At 45.1% G+C, this 19826-nt stretch carries 13 protein-coding genes; 9 read left to right on the top strand and 4 right to left on the bottom strand.

Going from position 1 to position 19826, the window contains the following annotated elements; genetic code table 11:
• From K6V26_RS27330 to K6V26_RS27315, 4 genes are all read right to left on the bottom strand, one after another.
• Positions 1-3432, bottom strand: a complete 3432-nt coding sequence (locus K6V26_RS27330) for a TonB-dependent receptor (RefSeq protein WP_224264340.1) — start codon at positions 3430-3432, stop codon at positions 1-3.
• A gap of 146 nt (positions 3433-3578) precedes the next feature.
• On the bottom strand, positions 3579-4652 hold the full coding sequence (locus K6V26_RS27325) for a FecR family protein (protein ID WP_224264339.1): 1074 nt from the start codon (positions 4650-4652) through the stop codon (positions 3579-3581).
• A 415-nt stretch (positions 4653-5067) separates the two neighbouring features.
• Complete coding sequence (locus K6V26_RS27320) at positions 5068-6729, bottom strand: IS1182-like element ISBf3 family transposase (RefSeq protein WP_149959086.1); 1662 nt, start codon at positions 6727-6729, stop codon at positions 5068-5070.
• Between the two features lie 162 nt (positions 6730-6891).
• Positions 6892-7497, bottom strand: a complete 606-nt coding sequence (locus K6V26_RS27315; RefSeq protein WP_009291525.1) for an integrase core domain-containing protein — start codon at positions 7495-7497, stop codon at positions 6892-6894.
• A 484-nt stretch (positions 7498-7981) separates the two neighbouring features.
• On the opposite strand from K6V26_RS27315, the gene K6V26_RS27310 reads away from it, so the two are divergent.
• From K6V26_RS27310 to K6V26_RS27275, 9 genes are all read left to right on the top strand, one after another.
• Positions 7982-8446 (top strand): beta-barrel fold lipoprotein, encoded by a 465-nt coding sequence (locus K6V26_RS27310; protein ID WP_009040585.1) that lies wholly within the window; start codon positions 7982-7984, stop codon positions 8444-8446.
• Positions 8447-8533: 87 nt separating this feature from the next.
• A complete protein-coding gene (locus K6V26_RS27305) occupies positions 8534-11530 on the top strand; it encodes a SusC/RagA family TonB-linked outer membrane protein (RefSeq protein ID WP_009040584.1) in 2997 nt (998 codons plus the stop codon).
• A 19-nt stretch (positions 11531-11549) separates the two neighbouring features.
• Positions 11550-13154 carry a RagB/SusD family nutrient uptake outer membrane protein gene (locus K6V26_RS27300; protein WP_009040583.1) on the top strand — a complete coding sequence of 535 codons (1605 nt, stop codon included), beginning with the start codon at positions 11550-11552 and terminating at the stop codon, positions 13152-13154.
• Positions 13155-13566: 412 nt separating this feature from the next.
• Positions 13567-13971 carry a hypothetical protein gene (locus K6V26_RS27295; protein WP_005805232.1) on the top strand — a complete coding sequence of 135 codons (405 nt, stop codon included), beginning with the start codon at positions 13567-13569 and terminating at the stop codon, positions 13969-13971.
• Positions 13968-15248 carry a DUF3440 domain-containing protein gene (locus K6V26_RS27290; RefSeq protein ID WP_009040581.1) on the top strand — a complete coding sequence of 427 codons (1281 nt, stop codon included), beginning with the start codon at positions 13968-13970 and terminating at the stop codon, positions 15246-15248. Before K6V26_RS27295 ends, K6V26_RS27290 begins: the two co-directional genes overlap by 4 nt.
• A 5-nt stretch (positions 15249-15253) precedes the next feature.
• Positions 15254-15775: an IbrB-like domain-containing protein gene (locus tag K6V26_RS27285; RefSeq protein WP_005798034.1), complete on the top strand. Its 522-nt coding sequence runs from the start codon at positions 15254-15256 to the stop codon at positions 15773-15775.
• A gap of 106 nt (positions 15776-15881) precedes the next feature.
• On the top strand, positions 15882-16214 hold the full coding sequence (locus tag K6V26_RS28670) for a hypothetical protein (RefSeq protein WP_009040580.1): 333 nt from the start codon (positions 15882-15884) through the stop codon (positions 16212-16214).
• Between the two features lie 97 nt (positions 16215-16311).
• Positions 16312-18648 (top strand): TonB-dependent receptor, encoded by a 2337-nt coding sequence (locus K6V26_RS27280; RefSeq protein ID WP_009040579.1) that lies wholly within the window; start codon positions 16312-16314, stop codon positions 18646-18648.
• Positions 18649-18689: 41 nt separating this feature from the next.
• Entirely contained in the window at positions 18690-19706 is a 1017-nt protein-coding gene (locus K6V26_RS27275) for a hypothetical protein (protein ID WP_007485339.1), read from the top strand.
• Positions 19707-19826 lie beyond the last annotated feature (120 nt).

Genomic DNA, 19826 nt, shown 5'->3' with positions numbered 1-19826 from the left:
TTATAAGTTAATATTGACTCCAAAATTAAATACACGCTGTAACGGGTAATTAAAAGCATTACCAGCCAACTCAGGATCCCACATTTTAAATTTCGACCAGACACAAAGATTGTTGCCGGTCACATAAAGCCTCACATTTGCCAGATTTATTGCTTTTACCCATTTCTGAGGCAAAGAATAGCCTACTTCTACCGTTTTTAAACGAATGAATGCACCATCCCGCATAAACCAGGTACTGGTTTGCTCATTATTTTTAACCTGACTAGCCGATAGCCTGGGCCACAAAGCGTAAATATTTTTATTATCTTCAGACCAATGGTCATCTGCATAATATTGTAACAAGGCCCTCGGAGCTGTATTTCCTACAAATGGAGCAGTTTTTGCTGGATCAATCCAGAAAGAAGAACGAGCCGAACCCTGGAAGAAACAAGAAAAATCAAAACTTTTATAACCCGCGGAAAGACCGAAACCATAATTTATCTCCGGAGTTTTCGGGAAGCCGATAGGTACCATATCACGGTCATCAATAATCTGGTCACCATTAATATCCTTATACTTGATATCACCGGCACCATAATCACCAAAAGTTTGTCTTGGTGAATTTTTGACCTCTTCTTCATCCAGAAATAAACGTTCAGCAACCAATCCCCATGTCTGGGATATTTTCTTTCCTTTACGTGACAACCAGGGGGTATCACTGTAATCGGGTTCTTCATATTCCACATATTCACTACTTGCATAAGTGAAATTACCACGCATAGATGCCCATAAATTTTTTGAGAAAGAATGATTATAGTCAAGAGAAATATCTATACCTCCTCCTTTTGCCTTACCGACATTAGCCTGAGGAGTAGCCTGCAATCCCATTGTAGTCGGAATATATGCACGTTCCTGTAGAATATTCGAACGATGTTCTGTAAAGTAGTCTACCTGCAACTCCAAACTATTCCACAAATTCAACTCAAGTCCCAAATTCATTTTCTTTCCTATTTCCCAGGTAATAAAAGGGTCTTCATAACGGGATATAGAAACACCATTTCTGGTATAATTAAAATATTCACCGAAAGTAAATCCTTTCCCCGAATCATTTGCATTTACTTGGGAAAGATAAAAGAAACGGTCTTTATCCTCACCGATCTGGTCGTTACCGACTAATCCGTATGTAGCCTTCAATTTCAATTTGCTCAACCACCCGGAATAAGGTTTCATAAAAGACTCATTGGATACTATCCAACCTAAACCGATAGAAGGGAAAAATCCGAAGCGTTCATTTTTAGCAAATCGTTCAGAACCATTATAGCCAAAGTTACCCTCCACAAAATAACGGCTATCGTATCCATAGGTAAAACGTCCGGCTAATCCTATATTACGATGCGGAAGAGCCAACTGCAATGTCTCCGCATTACTATCTACATAATCGCGCATTGTATAAACTAACATACCGGACACATTATGCTTATCATTAAATTCTCTCTGATAAGCAAGCGCACCTTCAAAATACAAGGTACTGGTTACCTCCCGGGCCCCGGTTGCAAACTCCAGATATTCCGTACCGCCATCCGGATTCAACGCTGTCAATTTATATAAGTCCGGACTGTCCGGATTGGCAGAATATGAATAATAAAACGGTTTATATGAATTTGAATTACCCAGTTTAGAATATCGGTTCACATTAAACAATGCTCTTGCAGATAATCCTTCTGTAATAAAATCCAGTTTCTGTTTTGCCTCAAATTGAGCTAACATGGTCGAACGGCTATATTCCTGATAGCCTTTAACCATATCGGCATAAGGATTCGAATAATTACCTTCCCCATAATTACCGAAAAGAATATGGGAAGTATATTTATTTGATTCGTCAGCCGGATAATAAGGTTGGAACAATACAGGACTGGCATTTACGGCCTTACTATATAAAGACGATCCACCGTCTAACGGACCGGAATAATCATCAAAGGCCCCATGCAGACGGACAACGATTTCAGTCGATTTTGTCAGGTCTATATTAATATTCGAACGCAATATATACTTATTAATACTGATATTATTATTAAAATTATTACGTTTATCCATCTTAATGATACCATTGTCCTTATTATAAGCTGCTGCTACATAATAACGGGCTATTTTACCACCGCCGCTAATACTCATGTTGTAACGTTGATTGAACGTATGATTGTTGAATAACATATCACGCCAATCGATAGCCGGATATTGGAGAGGATTTAATCCTTTTTCCGTATTTACTATTTTTGATGTAGAATAAGGTAAGGCAGCCAACGGGTCACGTGTACGCACAGCTTCATTGTGCATACGCATATAAGTGACCGGATCAGCAATCCCCACTTGTTCAGTCGGAGAAGAGAACGAACCTTCCGCACGAACGGAAATGCTGACCTTTCCCTCTTTACCTTCTTTGGTACTGACAAGAATAACACCATTCGCACCACGAGCCCCGTAAAGAGCGGTTGCATTTGCATCTTTCATAATAGAAAAACTGGCTATATCATCTGTTGTCAAACGGGCCAGATCCTCTGTAGTCATCTCTACTCCATCAATTAAGATCAATGGATTGGACTTTCCGGTACCAAAAGTCGTCACACCACGAATAAAGAAATCCGAATTATCTTCTCCAGGTTCCCCCGTACGCTGATAAGAGATCATACCTGCAATACGCCCGGAAAAAGCATTCGTCAAGTTACTGGAAGGGACCTTCAGGTCAGAAGGTTTAATCGTTGAAACGGAGGCAATCACACTTTCTTTTTTCTGTTTGGCAAAAGCAACAACCGTTACCTCTTCCAATTCATCCACCTTTGCTTTCAGAGTTACGATCAATTCTTTCTTGCTTGCTACCGGAATTGTCTGAGGTTCCATTCCCAAATAAGAGAATGTCAGCTTATCGGTATTCTTCACTTCTATACTAAAAGTTCCGTCAATATCCGTTGTTACCCCACGTGGAGAACCTTCAACTACAATAGCGACCCCCGGTAACGGTTCCCCTGTCTCATCCATGACCTTTCCCGTCACATTCTTTTGCTGCTGCGAAGTCGATGTAGAAACAGGCAAAGGCCTCTCTTCTTTCTTTTTTAATACAACCTGCCGATCTTTAATCTCATATGTCACCGGAGTATCCTTCAATAACTTATTCAACACCGATTCTATGGATTCATCTTTTACGGAAACATTCACTTTACGATTCGTGTCCAACACTTTTTCGTAAAAAAGGAATACAAACTCACTATTTTGCTCTATATAATTAAAAACGTCTTGTATTCTACTTTTCTCAAAATGGAATGTAAATTGTTTTACTTGAGCATAATTCGATATCGAAGCAGCATCAAGATTTAACGAAATTGTCAAAAAAAGATTAACAAAGAAGAGGATTTTGATTTTTTTTATCATCCACTTCATTTTAAATGTATTATAATTCATATCTTTGTGATTTAAGGATTTAACCTTTATGCTATTGGTTCAATCTGAGATTCCGGATAGTACCGCTAATACTATCCGGATTTTTTATTTTCTGTGTTCTTATATCATAGGCTTATCATTTTATTTAAGGTTAAACAATATATCATCTATCGCTCTTTTTTATGAATGGAATACCCCGTATCTGTCTTCGCCCACACAATCGGGGCTGTAGAAGAAATCAGGATGATCAAATCGTCCAACGACTGTTTCAAATCGACTTTACCGCGCATTTTCAATTGGCTAGCCTCAGGAGATACATCGATCGTTACTCCATAGAAACGTTCTAACTTCTTAAATACATTGGATAAAGGTTCGGATTGGAGGATCAGCAATCCATCTGTCCAGGCGATATAATCTACCGCTTCGACTTTTTTTACCGCTCCTATTTTTCCATTATTAATAGCAGCTAACTGATCCGGCTTCAATTCAATCTCATTTTTATTCCGGTCGGATAAACGGACAGAACCATTAACCAGCACGACTTCATTATTCCGGTCATTCTTATATGCACTCACATTAAATGTTGTGCCCAATACCTCTACATCAAAGGAAGTCGTTTTAACAACAAACGGGAGTTTCTCATTTTTTGTCACATTCAGACAAACTTCTCCCTCCACATATATCTCGCGGTGATTACCCGAAAACACACGAGGATAGACCACACGCGTCCCGGAATTAATATGCACGGTTGAACCATCGGATAGAGTCAGGTGGGTATATTTTCCCTTCGGTACCACAATCTGGTTATACTCTTGTTCTACTACATCTAAAGAGTCAGCTTCTTGTTTTTCTTCATTAATTAAAACACTTCCTTTAGAAGAATATGTAACCGAAGCAGTCTTTTCTTCAACAGTTATTTTATCCTGAGAAGATAAATAGACTTGAATCTGGGAGCTATCCAAAACAGGCTCCTCCAGTAATGCAACGTATTTGTCCAAAGAATCAGAATTGCCGGGTTGCTTATATTCAATAAGGAAAAATAAAAATATAACCACAGCAGCTACAGCTGTTATCCCCATATAAATACGCCGTTTCAAAGAAAAGACTTTCTTTGAAACAAGTCCCTTCTCTATTTTTTCCCATACTTCATCTTCACCCTGCTTACGTTCATTATCACGAAAGCGGAGATAAGTAATTAATCGGTCTGTAACTCTTTGAAATTGTTTATAATTCTCTTCCATGTTATTATCTTGACAATAGTATAACTGGAAAAGAGATTTTTACTCCTCACTTTTTGTGTAAAAACTAAGATTTTCTTTTAATCGGCTGATTGATAAAGCGTAAAGAGCGATAAGCCTGGTAATTGGTAGCGATTTGGTAGCGGTGCTAATTTCAGTGCATTGCTTTGCTTCACTTTTAGAACTGATACAAATATACTAATTTTAACCGAAAAAGAAAAAAACAGGAGATTTTTAGTTTTCTGTGTAAACGGAAAAACAAGAAAAGTGTAAGTAACAGAATAAGTGCAAAAAAGGATTTGCACCTATTCTTGTTACTAAAAATGTAAATCATTGATTTTTAGGATGTAATGAGGTTGTGTCAAAACGTTGGCACAACCTCTTTTATATTTTACAGTTCTGCTATATTTTCTTTTGGCTATGCTGCTTTTTCCTCATGCATTTGGCAACAAGTTGCTATATTCCAATTATATCGGGTTATAAATAGTCCCATAAACATATATTTGGCAACTGTAATGAGCCCCTTTCCTTCTTTTATCAGTTTAGCACACATTTTTTTGATATTAAAGGCTATAGCAAAGAAAGCAAAGTCCATTGTAACCTTGTCTTCTCCCACATGCCGGAATCTTCTGTATGCCATGTTGTATTTTATTTGTCCAAACACAGCCTCTGGTTCTATACACCTCCTGCCTCTATGCTTGATACCTTCTTCTGAGAGCAACCTTTCCCGTGCCTGCCGTTTGTATTGATTTAATCGGTGGTTGACTTCTATAATACGGTTCCCCCGAGCTTTAAAGCAACTGCCACGCAAAGGGCAACCTTCGCATCTTTTTGCTTTATACCGGGCACTTTCGGTGATGTATCCGCTCGCTGTCTTGTCACGTTTGGTTCCTATACGGTTCATGTGCTGTCCCATAGGACAAACGTAATAATCCTCTTGGGCATTGTAATGGAGACTTTCGGCATGGAACGGGTTGGGAGTATAACGGGGACGCTGTTCTTTATGGAAGTAATTGTACTTGATGAAGGCTTCTATCCCATTCTCCTGCATGAACCGGTAATTTTCTTCCGAACCGTAACCGGAGTCTGCCACACAGATATTCGGTAAACGGTTATAGCGGTACTGGAAAGAGTGGAAAAAAGGTATGAGGGTCAGTGTATCGGTAGGGTTGGGAAACAGACGGAAGTCTGTGATGAATTGGTTTTCAGTACCTATTTGCAGATTATATCCGGGTTTGGTCTGCCCGTTCTTCATGGCATCTTCTTTCATGCGCATGAATGTGGCACCAGGATCGGTCTTGGAATAGGAGTTACGTTCTCCAAGGGTATCAAGGTGATTATCGTATTCTATCAGCTTGTCACGATACCCTTCAAGTTCCATGACCTGCTTCTTCTTTTTGCGCAGGGCTTTCTTTTCTTCCTTATCCTTTGTTGCAGGCTGGCGTTCCAGGGCTTCTTTAAGTTCATCCACTATGTCAGAGAGCATGCAGGGAGTAAACTCCACGGATGTGTCTTTTATAGAGTTCTCCTGTGCAATGGCTTCATCCACCTGCTCCAAGAGAATACGGATTTTATCCATTAGTCTCGTACGGTTCCGTTCGACTGTCTTGCGCCAGACAAAAGTATATTTGTTGGCTTTGGATTCAATCTTGGTGCCGTCGATATACTCCACATCAAGGCTGATGAAACCTTTATCGGCAAGGACAAGAACCAACTGGGTAAATACATTATTTATTTCCTCCTTTACACGGTTACGAAAACGGTTGATCGTGATAAAATCCGGATGCTCATTACCGGCAAGCCAAATATAATGAATGTCACGAAGGAGGTGCTTCTCTATTTTACGGCAAGAATAGATATTATTCATGTAGGCGTAGATTATCACCTTAAGCATCATTTTAGGATGATAAGGACAACGGCCCGTTTCCTTATAAAGCTTCTTGAAACTCTCAAGATTGAGATTGTCAATAACAGCATTCACGATGCGGACCGGGTCGGTCGCAGCTATGTTTTCATCAATTCTTTGTGGAAAAAGAACGGTTTGGTTGGGAATGTAAGGACGAAAATGCAACTTTGCCATAACGAAAAACTTTATACCTAAAGATACGAAAACTTTGGGTAATAACAAAGCCCGGGCTTGAGAAAGTCTGGGCTTTGCGCATAAAAAAAAGGCTGTGTCAGCGTTTTGACACAACCTCATTATCTTGTCCTAGAAAAACTTTACAGATTATATTACTTTGTCCTATATGAGCTTGACATTATCAGGAATTGAGTGTTTTAGTCCTGCTGTGCCTTTACACTTCGGCTCAAAGATAGAGACTTCTTCATTAAGTACATTCCTCTTTCGATAATAATTCTTCCATTTGCGTTCCGTTTTAATATTTGTTTGATGAACCAAGGCAGGAACCATATAACTAATACTCTGATGCGGTCTTTGATTATTATATAAATCAATAATTCGACTAATGAAGTTAATAGTTTCCTGCCATGATTTTAGCTTAACATCGTATATCCATTCTGTTTTCAGAATGCCATTTATTCTTTCTGCTATTGCATTTTCAAGTGGATCGCCACTTTCCGTCATGCTAATTTGTACCTTATGCTGCGTTAGCAAATTAACATAACTGGCGCTGCAATATTGGCTTCCTCTGTCTGAATGATGAATAAGCCCGGAATATCCTTCCGGTAAACTATTTAAAGCCATTTTCAAGGCAGCAAGAGCATTGCAAGCACGAAGTGATGGAGCAAGCTCCCAACCAACGATCTTATGAGAATAGGCATCTGTTACAAGTGCTAGATAAGCAAAACACCCTGCCATCTCAATATATAAGTAATGTCGCTTACCCATAATTGATTGGGAGCCTTTGGTATATAATCCCTTATCAAATTGGGGTATTTACGCATCCAATGATTGGAAAAAGTCGTTTTTCTCTTACTTCTCACCCTGACTTGTCCTAAAATAACCTTACAGCTCCTCTCTATTTCTCTTATTATACTTTGACACATTACATGAAACATAGAAATTTGCCATAATCATCTCCTTTGTAATATAAATCTAAGGTATTTTTATTTGATGTATTTATCTTATTGTATAATATTTTGTTTGTATATTCCAAACTATTAGGCCATATTGATAAATTATAGGGCTAAAATGATAATCAATAATATTTTATCTTGTTTTTTCTTTGCGCAATGAATAATGGGCTGCGTATTATATTCAATAAATATATTGTTGTTAAATTAGATAATTTGTTTGCCTTAGATGATTAATATTCTTCTTGGCAAGATTTATAGATATATTATTTTTATCAATTATTGTTGTAAATATAAATATGAAAAGTAAATTCACATTATGGAGTGTTGTATTGCTCTTGGCCGGATTTATATTTGTAGGATGTGACAATGAACGAACGGAAAACGCATCTGATTTTCAGACAGGAATTCATAAAATTGTAATCCAACAGTCCGGTGACACAGATTCATTTGAAGTGAGTGTAAGTATCGGTGGTGCTGACAAGGGTGGTCCCGCCAAGTTGTACAATGACAAGGGAGAATACATTGGTGATTCCTATTCTGCCCAAATAAGGACGGCAACTATGTCTTGTCGTACAAATGGGAATGCGTTTTTCATGACCTGTGCCGGTTCGGTTTCCAGTATCTCGGAGGCGGGTAAACGGCTTCATATAACAGTAATAGGCTACATTGACGACAAGGAGGTTAACCGTTTGGAAAAAGAATATATAACAGATGGTAATACCCTTATTGAAACTTTCAGCGTTTCAACCAAGGAGATATGATCCGGGTAGAATACAGAACTTGTATTGAAAAGAGCATAACGCCTGAACATGTTTCTTATCGAACTTTTTTTCCTAACTAAATAATTTATGAATACACTTCAAAAAACAGCGGGAGCAATTCTGTCGCTCTCGCTATTGTGTGGAATGCAGGTTTATGCGTTCCCTGACTACCCTTCCCTGAGGGGACAAATTATCGAACAGAGTGATATCTGTCAAGGAGTTGTCAAAGATGCCAATGGCGAAAGCATTATCGGCGCATCCGTACTTGTCAAAGGGACGACAAACGGCAGCATTACGGGACTTGACGGTGATTTTTCCCTTAGGAACGTAAAAAAAGGGGATATAATTGTTGTTTCTTATGTCGGCTATCAGAGCCAGGAAATAGCCTGGACAGGTGAACCGTTAAACATCGTTTTGAAGGAAGATGCCGAAGTCCTTGACGAGGTGGTTGTTATTGGCTATGGTGCTGTAAGAAAAGCGGATATGGCCGGTTCCGTAGCCGTGCTGGACAACAAAAATTTCAAGGACCAGCCTATAACCCAGGTTGCAGACGCTCTTCAGGGGCGTGTCAGTGGCGTTCATGTTGAGAACAGCGGCGTCCCCGGGGGAAGCGTGAAAATCCGCATCCGCGGTGCTAACTCCATCAGCAAAAGCAACGACCCTTTGTATGTGGTTGACGGAATCGTCCGCGAAAGCGGTTTGGACGGTATCAATCCTGAGGACATCCGTTCGATGCAGGTTCTCAAAGATGCATCGTCCACTGCCATATACGGTTCCAGGGGTTCGAACGGGGTCGTTCTGATCACTACCAAGAGTGGTAAGGCCGGTGTGCGTGAAATTATGTTCGACGCATCAGTGGGAGTTTCCAATGTATATAAGAGATACGATATCCTTGGAGCATACGATTACACTCTGGCGCTCAAGGAGGTCAAAGGTATTGATTTCTCAAACGAAGAGATGCAATCCTATCAGAACGGAACGGCGGGCATCGACTGGCAGGATGAGATTTTCCGTACGGGGATCACCCAGAATTACAAGTTGGCTCTTTCCAATGGTAGCGAGAAGACCCAATATTACATTTCCGCCAACTACATGAGCCAGGAAGGTGTGGTCATTGAATCGAAGAACGAGCGTTATCAGGCGAAGGCGAATCTTTCCTCACAGCTTACCGACTGGCTGCATATCACGGCTGACATCAATGCTTCCCACGGTGTGCGTCGCGGGGGATCTTTTGCCTCCGGTAAGGATAATCCGATCTGGATTGCTTTGAACTATTCGCCTACCATGACGATGATGGCCGAAAACGGGAACTATAACACCGATACTTATAATTCCATAGCTTCCAACCCGGTCGGTATCCTAAAGTTGCAGTCGGGAGAGACAATGACCAATGTTTTCAACGGACGTGTTGATTTGCGCCTTGATATAATGAAGGGGCTGACATTCACCACAACCAATGGCGTGGACTATTATGACGGGAAAAGTTATAGTTTCAGCTCCAAACGAGTGGGGACCAAGAGTGGTATGGGCAACAATGACACTTACCGCCTGATGCTGCAGAGTTCCAACAACCTGACATATACGGGTTCTTGGAACGACCATCATCTGACAGCCACGGCCGTATATGAGGTGACCTCCTCCGAAACCAGGACAATGGGTATAACCGGTAACAACCTGCTGACCGAGGGTGTGGGCTGGTGGAATGTGGGTATGGCTTCCTCTCGTGATGCAAACAATGGTTACGAGCAATGGGCGCTGATGTCGGGAGTGGCCCGTGTCATGTACAATTTTAAGGATCGTTATATGCTTACCGGAACATTTCGTGCCGACGGTTCTTCTCGCTTTGCCAAAAAGAAATGGGGGTACTTTCCTTCTATTGCCGCAGCTTGGACGTTGAGCAATGAGGATTTCATGAAGGATGTTTCCTCGGTTCAGGACATTAAACTTCGCGCCAGTTATGGTATTGTGGGTAGCCAGGCCATCAGTCCTTACGCAACCATGGGCCTTATGAGTGCTACTGCATACAATTTTGGAACCAACAGTAATTTTACCGGTTATTGGGCAAATGACATAGCAACTCCCGAGCTTACGTGGGAGAAGACCAAGCAGTTCGACCTGGGCCTGGAGTTCTCCCTGTTCGACAGGCGGCTGAATTTCAGTGTGGACTATTTCTATAAGCGTACTACAGATGCGTTGCTTAAAAGAAGTATCCCCGGATATGTCGGCGGTAACTCTTTTTGGGTGAATGACGGCGAAATCAGTAATCGTGGTATTGATTTGAGCGTGACCGCCCGGATTATGCAGAATGACCGGTTCCAATGGACCTCCACCTTGAACGGTACTTATTTGAAGAACCGCGTGGAACGCCTTTCCGGTGGTGAGAATGATTTCATCAACGGCTCCAGTCCGGCTGCCGGTATGGTTGATTATGCCACCATTATCAAGCCGGGTGAGGCCATCGGTACTTTTTGGGGATATGAATGGACCGGCTTGGATGAAAAGGGACATGACACTTACACGGATGTAGATGGAAATCAGATGATAGACGGTGGCGACCGCAAGGTCATCGGCAAGGCCAATCCCGATTTCACCCTGGGATGGAATAACTCCCTGTCTTATAAAAACTGGGATCTGAACCTGTTCTTCAACGGATCTTTCGGAGCCAAGCGTTTGAATCTTGTAAGATATACTATGGCTTCGGCCGAAGGGAATTCCCGCTTTGTAACTCTGGCAGACGCCTATCTGAAGGGATTCGACAAGATTGGCTCTTCGGCAACATACCCGAGCCTGACCGAAGGTGGAAATAATCTGCAGCCGGTTTCAACCAAATGGCTGGAGAACGCGGACTTCCTTCGTTTGGAGAATATCAGTCTTTCATACACTTTCCCCAAAAAGACAACGGGATTCGCTGATTTGCGGCTTACTTTCAGCTGTCAGAACCTTTTTACAATAACCGGGTACAAGGGGATGGATCCGGCCGGTACTACCTTCTCGAACAGCAGCGTTGACGTTGACGCGGGTATTGACATGGGAGCCTATCCTTCCCCAAGAACATTCACATTCGGTCTCCGGATGAATTTTTAAATCTAAAATAGAAGAACTTATGAAAATAAAAATAATAGCAGGCACTATGGTTGCCCTGTCATTTTCACTGATGTCGTGCAGTGATTTCTTAACGGAAGATCCCAGGGGAAAACTCACTCCGGAAAACTTCTTCTCTACCCAGGATGAATTGAACATGAGCATATATGCCCTTTACCAGAAAGTCAATCTTTCACAGGTATATACGAACATGCAGCTGCCCCAGTGGCAGGGGGATGATATAACGACCAATCCGGGGAGCAACAAACAGCCTGCCGCAGAAATGGACAAGTTTGCCGCAGCAAACAACAACAAGGGTGTCAAAGATGCGTGGAACATGCATTATGCCATTGTAAAGGCTGCCAATTTGATCATACAGGGGGCCTCTAAAACACCTACCACTCAAGATGAGATAAATATCGCCCTCGGGCAGGCTAAATTCTGGAGGGCATACGCTTATTTTACTCTGGTGCGACTTTGGGGACCGCTGCCGATGAATCTGGACAATGTCAACGATGATTATACCAAACCTCTATCCCCAGTGGAAGAAGTGTATGGTCATATTGTGCAGGACCTGACCGAAGCTGAGGCCGTATTGCCTACGGGTTACAGTGGGAGCCCCCGCTTTCTGAACGGAGTGAATGTGTATGTAACCCGGCAGGCAGCCAAATCTACTTTGGCAGCAGTGTATATGGCTATGGCCGGCTGGCCGATGAACAAAACGAAATATTACGCAAAGGCTGCTGAAAAGGCGAAGGAGGTCATTGAGGGTGTGAACAGAGGTGAATACGAGTATAAGCTCGATAAGGAGTACAAAGATGTGTATGCTATGAGCAATAACTATAATAATGAGACGGTGCTCGGCATAAACTATTCACCGTTCGTGGATTGGGCACAGGATTCGGAGCTTACTTCATGTAACCAGTTTGAATCGCTGGGCGGTTGGGGAGACGCCTGGGGTGAAATTCGTTTCTGGAAGGAGTTTCCTGACGGTCCGAGAAAAGATGCGACTTATGATCCCAAGATTCGTCTGAAAGACGGAACGTTGGTTGACTGGTGGGAGTTGAAGGAGGACGGTACCCCTGTCGTTCCGGAACATCACCCCATGTTCAGTATATTCTCCGTCAACTGGGATCCTGCGTCAAAAGTGAATACCAGTGCCCCGTATGATTATACAAAACCGGCCAGTCAGAACATGTGTAATGACCATCGGCATAGAATCATTCGTTATTCGGAGGTTTTGTTGTGGTATGCGGAGGCCAAGGCCAGGACGGGGCAGACGGACGAGTTGGCATTCAAGTGTCTGAATGATGTCCGCGAGCGTGCCGGACTGGAACCGCTCACCGGACTTTCTGCAGATGACCTTGCCGAAGCGGCTTATAAGGAGCATGGTTGGGAGGTGGCAGGCTACTGGGTGGCCCTTGTCACACGCCGTGCGGACCAGTTCCGTATGAACAGACTGAAAGACACCTTTAAGGAAAGAGCGGAGAACACGGCTGTTGAAGTCGCCGACGGGATCCTAGTAAAGGAGTCTGTAGAATATACGAACAGGACATGGAGTGACAATCTGATGTATCTTCCATATCCTGATATGGATTCCCAGAAAAACCCGAATCTGGTAAAGTGATTTTTTATTTTAAGCCAGAGGGCACCCGCCAATCACCAGTTGATTGGCGGGTAGCTCCTCTGATTTTCAATGTATAATTTTTTAATATCATGTACTAAATTTTGAATTGTTTTTTCCGTGTTCTCTGCTCCTGCCTTTCCGGTCATATGTTTTCGGAAAGAAGAGTATGTGACCTGCACGTGACTTTTGAGCTGATAGGGGAATGGGGTGTGGAGATCGTTCCCGTGGCATTATTGTTCATTCTTATGTTTTTCTCCCTTTTGGAAACTCAGGAGGTATCATTCCCGTCCCCATTGATATCCATGTTTGCGGATAGTCATTTGTAACGTGCTTGCGGCATGATAATGTCGGAAATCATGGACAAACGCATAATAGGTACACATTCGATTTTTAGTAATAACGGATTGGAATCATGAACATTCTGAAGTTACAAGGATTGGACGGTCGGCTTTTTGACCTTGTCGCCCCTTTGGTAATGAACCCGGCCGTATTGCGGCAAAATAATAATTACCCTTTCAAAACGACGCGTAACCATGTCTGGTACATTGCCATGGATGAGCAAAGGGTGTTGGGATTCATGCCCGTGAAAATGACCTTGACAAACAATTGCATAGATAACTACTATATTAGCGGGGATAACTCCTCTGTAATAGAGATGTTATTGGACCGTATTATCCATGATTTTTCTTCTGATGGTTCCCTTGTGGCCGTTGTACACGAACGCCACGTGGAAGACTTTTCAATGAAGAATTTTATCCCCTGTGTCGAGTGGAAGAAGTATGTCAAGATGCGTTATCATGAAGGAGGTGGGGCATGATGCGCCGGATGGATGTCCACGAGGCCGCCAACCGGAGATTGAAGATCATCTTTGACTATTTTGATTACGTGTATGTCTCTTTTTCCGGAGGCAAGGATAGCGGCATCCTTCTCCATTTGTGCATGGATTATATCCGCATGCATGCTCCCGGTAGAAAACTGGGTGTGTTCCACATGGATTACGAGGTGCAGTACCGCCAGAGCACGGAGTACGTGGAAAGGATGTTTTCCAACAACCGGGATATCCTTGAAGTGTTCCACTGTTGTGTCCCCTTCAAGGTACCCACATGTACTTCCATGTACCAGCAGTACTGGCGTCCCTGGCAAGAGGGGTACCAGAATATCTGGGTTCGCCAGATGCCGGGCACCGCTCTTACCGTGAAAGATTTTGATTTCTGGAACGACAGCCTGTGGGATTACGACTTCCAGTCTCTTTTCCCTTCTTGGATACGTCGTAAGAAGGGATGCAAGCGTGTTTGCTGCCTCGTGGGGATCCGTACGCAGGAGAGCTTCAACCGGTGGCGGGCGATTCATTCCGACAAGAATTACCGTAAGCTGGCCAACTACAAGTGGACTCACCGTGTAGGATATTACACTTATAACGCCTACCCGATATACGACTGGAAGACAACGGACGTGTGGACGGGGTATGCCCGGTATGGTTGGGATTATAACCGTTTGTATGACTTGTATTACCAGGCCGGGATTCCCTTGTCCCGCCAGAGGATGGCCAGCCCGTTTATCTCACAGGCCGTTTCGACCCTGCATCTTTATAAAGTTATTGATCCGGATACCTGGGGACGCATGGTCAGCCGGGTCAACGGCGTCAGTTTCGCCGGAATGTACGGGAACACGGTTGCGATGGGCTGGCGCTCCATCAGTTGTCCGGACGGGTTCACGTGGAAAGAGTACATGTACTTCCTCCTTGACACGCTTCCCCGGGCGACAAGGGAGAACTACCTGGAGAAACTGAGGGTGAGCCAGAAATTCTGGAGGGAAAAAGGAGGCTGCCTGGGAGAGGAAACGATCGGGAAGCTGCGTGCGGCCGGTGTACCGTTCACGGTGGAAGAATGCACGGCATACCGGACTGACAAGAGGCCCGTCCGCATGGAGTATATAGACGAGATAGATATCCCTGAATTTCGTGAAATACCCACTTACAAACGAATGTGCGTCTGCATCCTGAAAAACGATCATACCTGCAAGTATATGGGTTTCACGCAGACCAAGCGGGAGAGGGAGATGAAAGAGAGAGTTTTGAAAAGATATAAATTGTGATTGTCATGTCAAGTTTTAAAAGTCCGGCGTATAACGTCAAGGCCGTGCCGGTCGAGAAAATCGTGGCCAACAGCTATAACCCGAATGTCGTTGCTCCCCCGGAGATGAAACTGTTGGAACTGTCCATCTGGGAAGACGGTTACACGATGCCCCTCGTGTGTTATTACCGGGAAGAAGAGGATATCTACGAGCTGGTTGACGGTTACCACCGCTATCTGGTTATGAAAACATCCGTCAGGATTTACAAGCGCGAGAACGGATTGCTGCCTGTAACGGTCATAAACAAAGACATCTCGAACAGGATGGCCTCGACTATCCGTCATAACAGGGCCAGGGGAATGCACTCGCTGGAACTTATGACAGGTATTGTGGCGGAACTGTCAAAATCGGGTATGTCCGACAGCTGGATCATGCGCAACATAGGCATGGACAAGAACGAGTTACTCCGTTTCAAACAAATCTCAGGTCTGGCTGAATTGTTTCGTGACAGGAGTTTCGGGCTCTCAGACGACTGGTTGGAGGAATAAAACGGTCTGTCTGGTATCCGTAACAAATATACATGGTGTTTATGCTTGCAAATCATTATTTGTAGGTATTGCGAGTGATGATTAAAACCGTTAATTTTGCAAACTAATGGATCATACGAAAAAAAGACAGAGACAGCGGGCTGTCATAGCATGTATGTTGTTGCTGACATTGATGCCCTTTTTCCTCGTGAAAGCTTTTCATGTTCACGGGGAACATTCGTGCGTATCCCATAACGAACAGGGACACTCCCGTCACGATTCTCCTGAAAATTGTACCATCTGTCTCTTTACGCTCTCCCCGTTTGTCGAGGCAGGGATTTTTATATACGATTATATTCCGACTGGCAGGCCTGTAAGGTATCTTATCTCCGGGGAAACAGATGTCATCGTCATTCTTTTCCCGCATTTCCTCCGTGCACCCCCTGTGTGTTTGTCATAACTCCCTTGAGGGATTCGCATGCCATCACTGTGATTGCGTGCAGGGGCTTTTCATGTCCTGTCTTAACAGATTATAACCCGTTTATATTTTTTCAAGTATGACATTTCATGCATATCTCCAGTATGTGTGCCTGCTTGTTGTCTGCCTATGTACCCTCCCTTCTCCCATGGAAGCACGGGTACAGGCTGACCGGCAATCGACGGGTACACGCGATACTCTGCTGGTCATTGACCAGGAAAGCGGGCTTCCCATTGAAGGGGCCTATATCCTGACCAGGGAACGGTTACTTGTCAGCTCCCCCCGTGGAATGATTGTTTTCGGTCATGGAACGTGTTTCATGGATACGGTCCTCGTGCAGTGCCTGGGTTACGGTTCCCGGCGTGTGCCTTTGAACGAGGTATTCAAAGAAAGCAGCATACATACCGTATGTCTCTCCCCGGACATACAAAAACTCGGGGAAGTGGTCGTGACCGGTGAACGTGCCGGGGCGTCACCCAACGTGGTGAGCCGGCGCCTTTCATCTCCCGAGATCAGGAACGCGCTGGGAACCTCGCTTGCCACCCTGCTCGAACGTGTCAGCGGGGTAAGTTCCATCAGCACGGGAACCACTGTATCCAAACCCGTTATCCAAGGAATGTACGGGAACCGGATACTGATCATCCATAACGGTGCCCGCCAGACTGGGCAGCAATGGGGAGCCGACCACGCTCCCGAAGTGGACATGAACGGCAGCTCCTCTGTTTCGGTAATCAAGGGCTCCGATGCGGTAAGATACGGTTCGGATGCCCTTGGAGGGATTATCGTCATGGAGCAGTCTCCGCTTCCTTTCAGAAAACGCTCCCTTCAAGGGGGAATCTCCGCACTTTACGGAAGTAACGGGCGTCGCTACGTGGCTACCGGACAGCTCGAAGGTGCTTTTCCCGGTGATTTCGCTTGGCGTCTGCAGGGAACCTGGTCAAATTCCGGGGACCGTTCCACTGCGCACTATCTTCTGAACAACACGGGAACCAGAGAGTATCACGCTTCCGCCTCTCTGGGCTATGACCGCGGACGTCTGAGAGTGGAAGGTTTCTACAGCCGCTTCTACAGCCGGACAGGGGTGATGCTCAGCGCCCAGATGGGTAGCGAGGACCTGCTGGCGGAACGTATCCGGCTTGGTCGCCCCCTGCACACGGATCCCTTCTCCCGTGGTATCAGGGCTCCCTGCCAGGAGGTCACCCATCAGATCGCATTCGGCAGGATGCGGCTCGGCATGAAGAAGGGGGGAAGTATTCACTGGCAAAGTACCTGGCAGAAGGACGATAGGCAGGAAAACCGTGTCCGGCGGCTGGATTCTAACATTCCGGCGGTTTCCCTGCACCTGAATTCATTCCAGCATCTTCTGCGTTGGAAGCGGGATTACCGCTCCTGGCAAGTCGAGGCGGGAGGTCAGGTCATGTTCATCGAGAACCACAGCCGCGCGGGTACCGGATTCGTGCCCGTTATCCCGAACTACACGGAGACACAGGCAGGGATATACGGAATCGGGAAATATCACCTGGCCAGGGGAGGCGTTGAAGCAGGCCTCCGCCTGGATATGCAGGAAACCCGTGCCAGTGGTTATGACTGGACGGGAGGCCCCTATGGCGGGACAAGAAAGTTTAACAACGTGTCCTACAGCCTGGGAGGACACTATCAACTTTCCAGACGCTGGAGGCTCACCTCCAACTTCGGTCTGGCTTGGCGTGCCCCTCACGTGTATGAACTGTACAGCAACGGGAACGAGCTCGGGTCTGGGATGTTTGTCAGGGGAGACTCTGCGATGCACTCGGAAAGAAGCTACAAATGGATATCTTCCCTCCGTTACGGCGACGGGATGTTCAGCGTCTGTCTGGACGGTTACCTGCAATGGGTGGACGGCTATATCTATGACGGGCCGGAGAAAGAGACAGTCACCGTGATTTCGGGAGCATACCCGGTCTTCCAGTACAGGCAGACCCCGGCTTTCTTCCGCGGTATGGACTTTGACCTGCGTTTCACTCCGGGCGGTTCATGGGACTACCATGCCGTCGTCTCCTTTATACGGGCAAACGAACGGACAAAGGGTAATTATCTTCCTTATATTCCCTCCTTCCGTTTCAGCCATGAACTTGCGTGGATACACGAGACGAAATCGCATCTCAGGCTGCGTCTGAACATCAGGCACCGTTTCACCGCAAAACAGAGGCGGTTTGATCCGGACACGGATCTTATCCCGTATACTCCCCCGGCGTACCATCTCCTCGGGTTCGACGCTGCTCTTGAACTTCCCGTGAAACGGGGACACCAGGTCCGGTTCATGCTGTCGGCAGACAACCTCCTGAATCGTGAGTACAAGGAATACACCAACCGCTCGCGTTACTATGCGCATGATATGGGACGTGATGTGCGTTGCGGTGTAAACTGGATTTTTTAATTTATAACAACTATAATCAACACTAATAAATAAAAAGAAAAATGAGAACAATTGCATGTAAAACCGTGTGGGCACTTCTGATAGGAGTGTCCCTTGTCCTGTCGCTGAACTCTTGCAGCAAGGATCCTGTAATACCAGAAGACGAGACGAAGAACAAACTGCATGAGGACCCGGCAAAAATGACCGTCCGCCTCGTTGAATGCCACCTGCACGCTGACTGGAACGAGATACAGAAGGCCGGAGGTCCCCACCAAAATCCGGAATCCCCGGCCAGGTATATGAAACGTGTCCAGGAGATCACTTATGAACTGAAGACCGGCAGTGGATGGACCCTTGCTGAAGGAAGCCAGGGCAAGTTTTACGTTCAGAAAAACGGCGAATATAAAAATGGAAACAACTTTACCCCGGCCCCGGTTTACCTGATGTTTATCTATTACTACAATTCCAAAGGAGAGTTAATGAACGGCCAGTTCGTGGAGAACGGGCAGGAGAATATCCACCAGCATTTCTTCACCCCGGAGAACGTGAGACCTACCTTTGACGGGAAACCGGAAGCTGACGACAATGATCCGGAGGCACTGGTGGATTATCTCTATGTGGATACCACGCCCTGGGACAAGACCAAACATGACAACGAGGCGGAAATTACGGGAGGCACTAACCCGGTAGGATTAAAAGGAGTTATCCGGTTCCTGAAGGACCGCAAGGAGTTTGACCTGAAACTCCGCCTGTATCACGGCTACAATTCTAAAAAGAACCCGCAGACAAACGGCTTTGACCCGTTCTACAAGCCCTCCGGGGTATTGATCCAGCGTGGAACATGGGATATTAACCTGAGCATCCCGGTAGTGGTGTTTTGGAGCCGCGAGGAGTTTGTTGATGTGGACCCGGAGGCAGATGTGAACCTGATCGGGGAGGATAGCCTGGATGAAGACAGCAACCGCACGCTACACTCCATCATGAAAACCTTCAGTCTTACATGGAAGGAGGCGCTTGAGGAGTTCATCTCCTATACCTACCAGGCGGGGGATGTGGAAGCTGGATCCATATGGCTTTGATAATCTTGCGTAGGATGGAATTCTCTCTTTATCAATCTACAGGCGGCAGGTGGGGCCGCCTTTTTTGTCTTGTGCAGCGAAAAATCCCATCTGCTATGCTTAATCCCCGTGGTTTACTTG

Source organism: Parabacteroides goldsteinii, from assembly GCF_020091425.1.
GTDB classification, from domain to species: Bacteria; Bacteroidota; Bacteroidia; order Bacteroidales; family Tannerellaceae; genus Parabacteroides; species Parabacteroides goldsteinii.
This window is presented reverse-complemented; position numbering and strand designations above follow the sequence as displayed.

Bases quoted from the DNA above. Each gene is read 5' to 3' on its own strand.
- K6V26_RS27330 (WP_224264340.1), bottom strand. From the start codon at position 3,432: ATGAATTATAATACATTTAAAATGAAGTGGATGATAAAAAAAATCAAA.
- K6V26_RS27325 (WP_224264339.1), bottom strand. From the start codon at position 4,652: ATGGAAGAGAATTATAAACAATTTCAAAGAGTTACAGACCGATTAATT.
- K6V26_RS27320 (WP_149959086.1), bottom strand. From the start codon at position 6,729: ATGGCAAAGTTGCATTTTCGTCCTTACATTCCCAACCAAACCGTTCTT.
- K6V26_RS27315 (WP_009291525.1), bottom strand. From the start codon at position 7,497: ATGGGTAAGCGACATTACTTATATATTGAGATGGCAGGGTGTTTTGCT.
- K6V26_RS27310 (WP_009040585.1), top strand. From the start codon at position 7,982: ATGAAAAGTAAATTCACATTATGGAGTGTTGTATTGCTCTTGGCCGGA.
- K6V26_RS27305 (WP_009040584.1), top strand. From the start codon at position 8,534: ATGAATACACTTCAAAAAACAGCGGGAGCAATTCTGTCGCTCTCGCTA.
- K6V26_RS27300 (WP_009040583.1), top strand. From the start codon at position 11,550: ATGAAAATAAAAATAATAGCAGGCACTATGGTTGCCCTGTCATTTTCA.
- K6V26_RS27295 (WP_005805232.1), top strand. From the start codon at position 13,567: ATGAACATTCTGAAGTTACAAGGATTGGACGGTCGGCTTTTTGACCTT.
- K6V26_RS27290 (WP_009040581.1), top strand. From the start codon at position 13,968: ATGATGCGCCGGATGGATGTCCACGAGGCCGCCAACCGGAGATTGAAG.
- K6V26_RS27285 (WP_005798034.1), top strand. From the start codon at position 15,254: ATGTCAAGTTTTAAAAGTCCGGCGTATAACGTCAAGGCCGTGCCGGTC.
- K6V26_RS28670 (WP_009040580.1), top strand. From the start codon at position 15,882: ATGGATCATACGAAAAAAAGACAGAGACAGCGGGCTGTCATAGCATGT.
- K6V26_RS27280 (WP_009040579.1), top strand. From the start codon at position 16,312: ATGACATTTCATGCATATCTCCAGTATGTGTGCCTGCTTGTTGTCTGC.
- K6V26_RS27275 (WP_007485339.1), top strand. From the start codon at position 18,690: ATGAGAACAATTGCATGTAAAACCGTGTGGGCACTTCTGATAGGAGTG.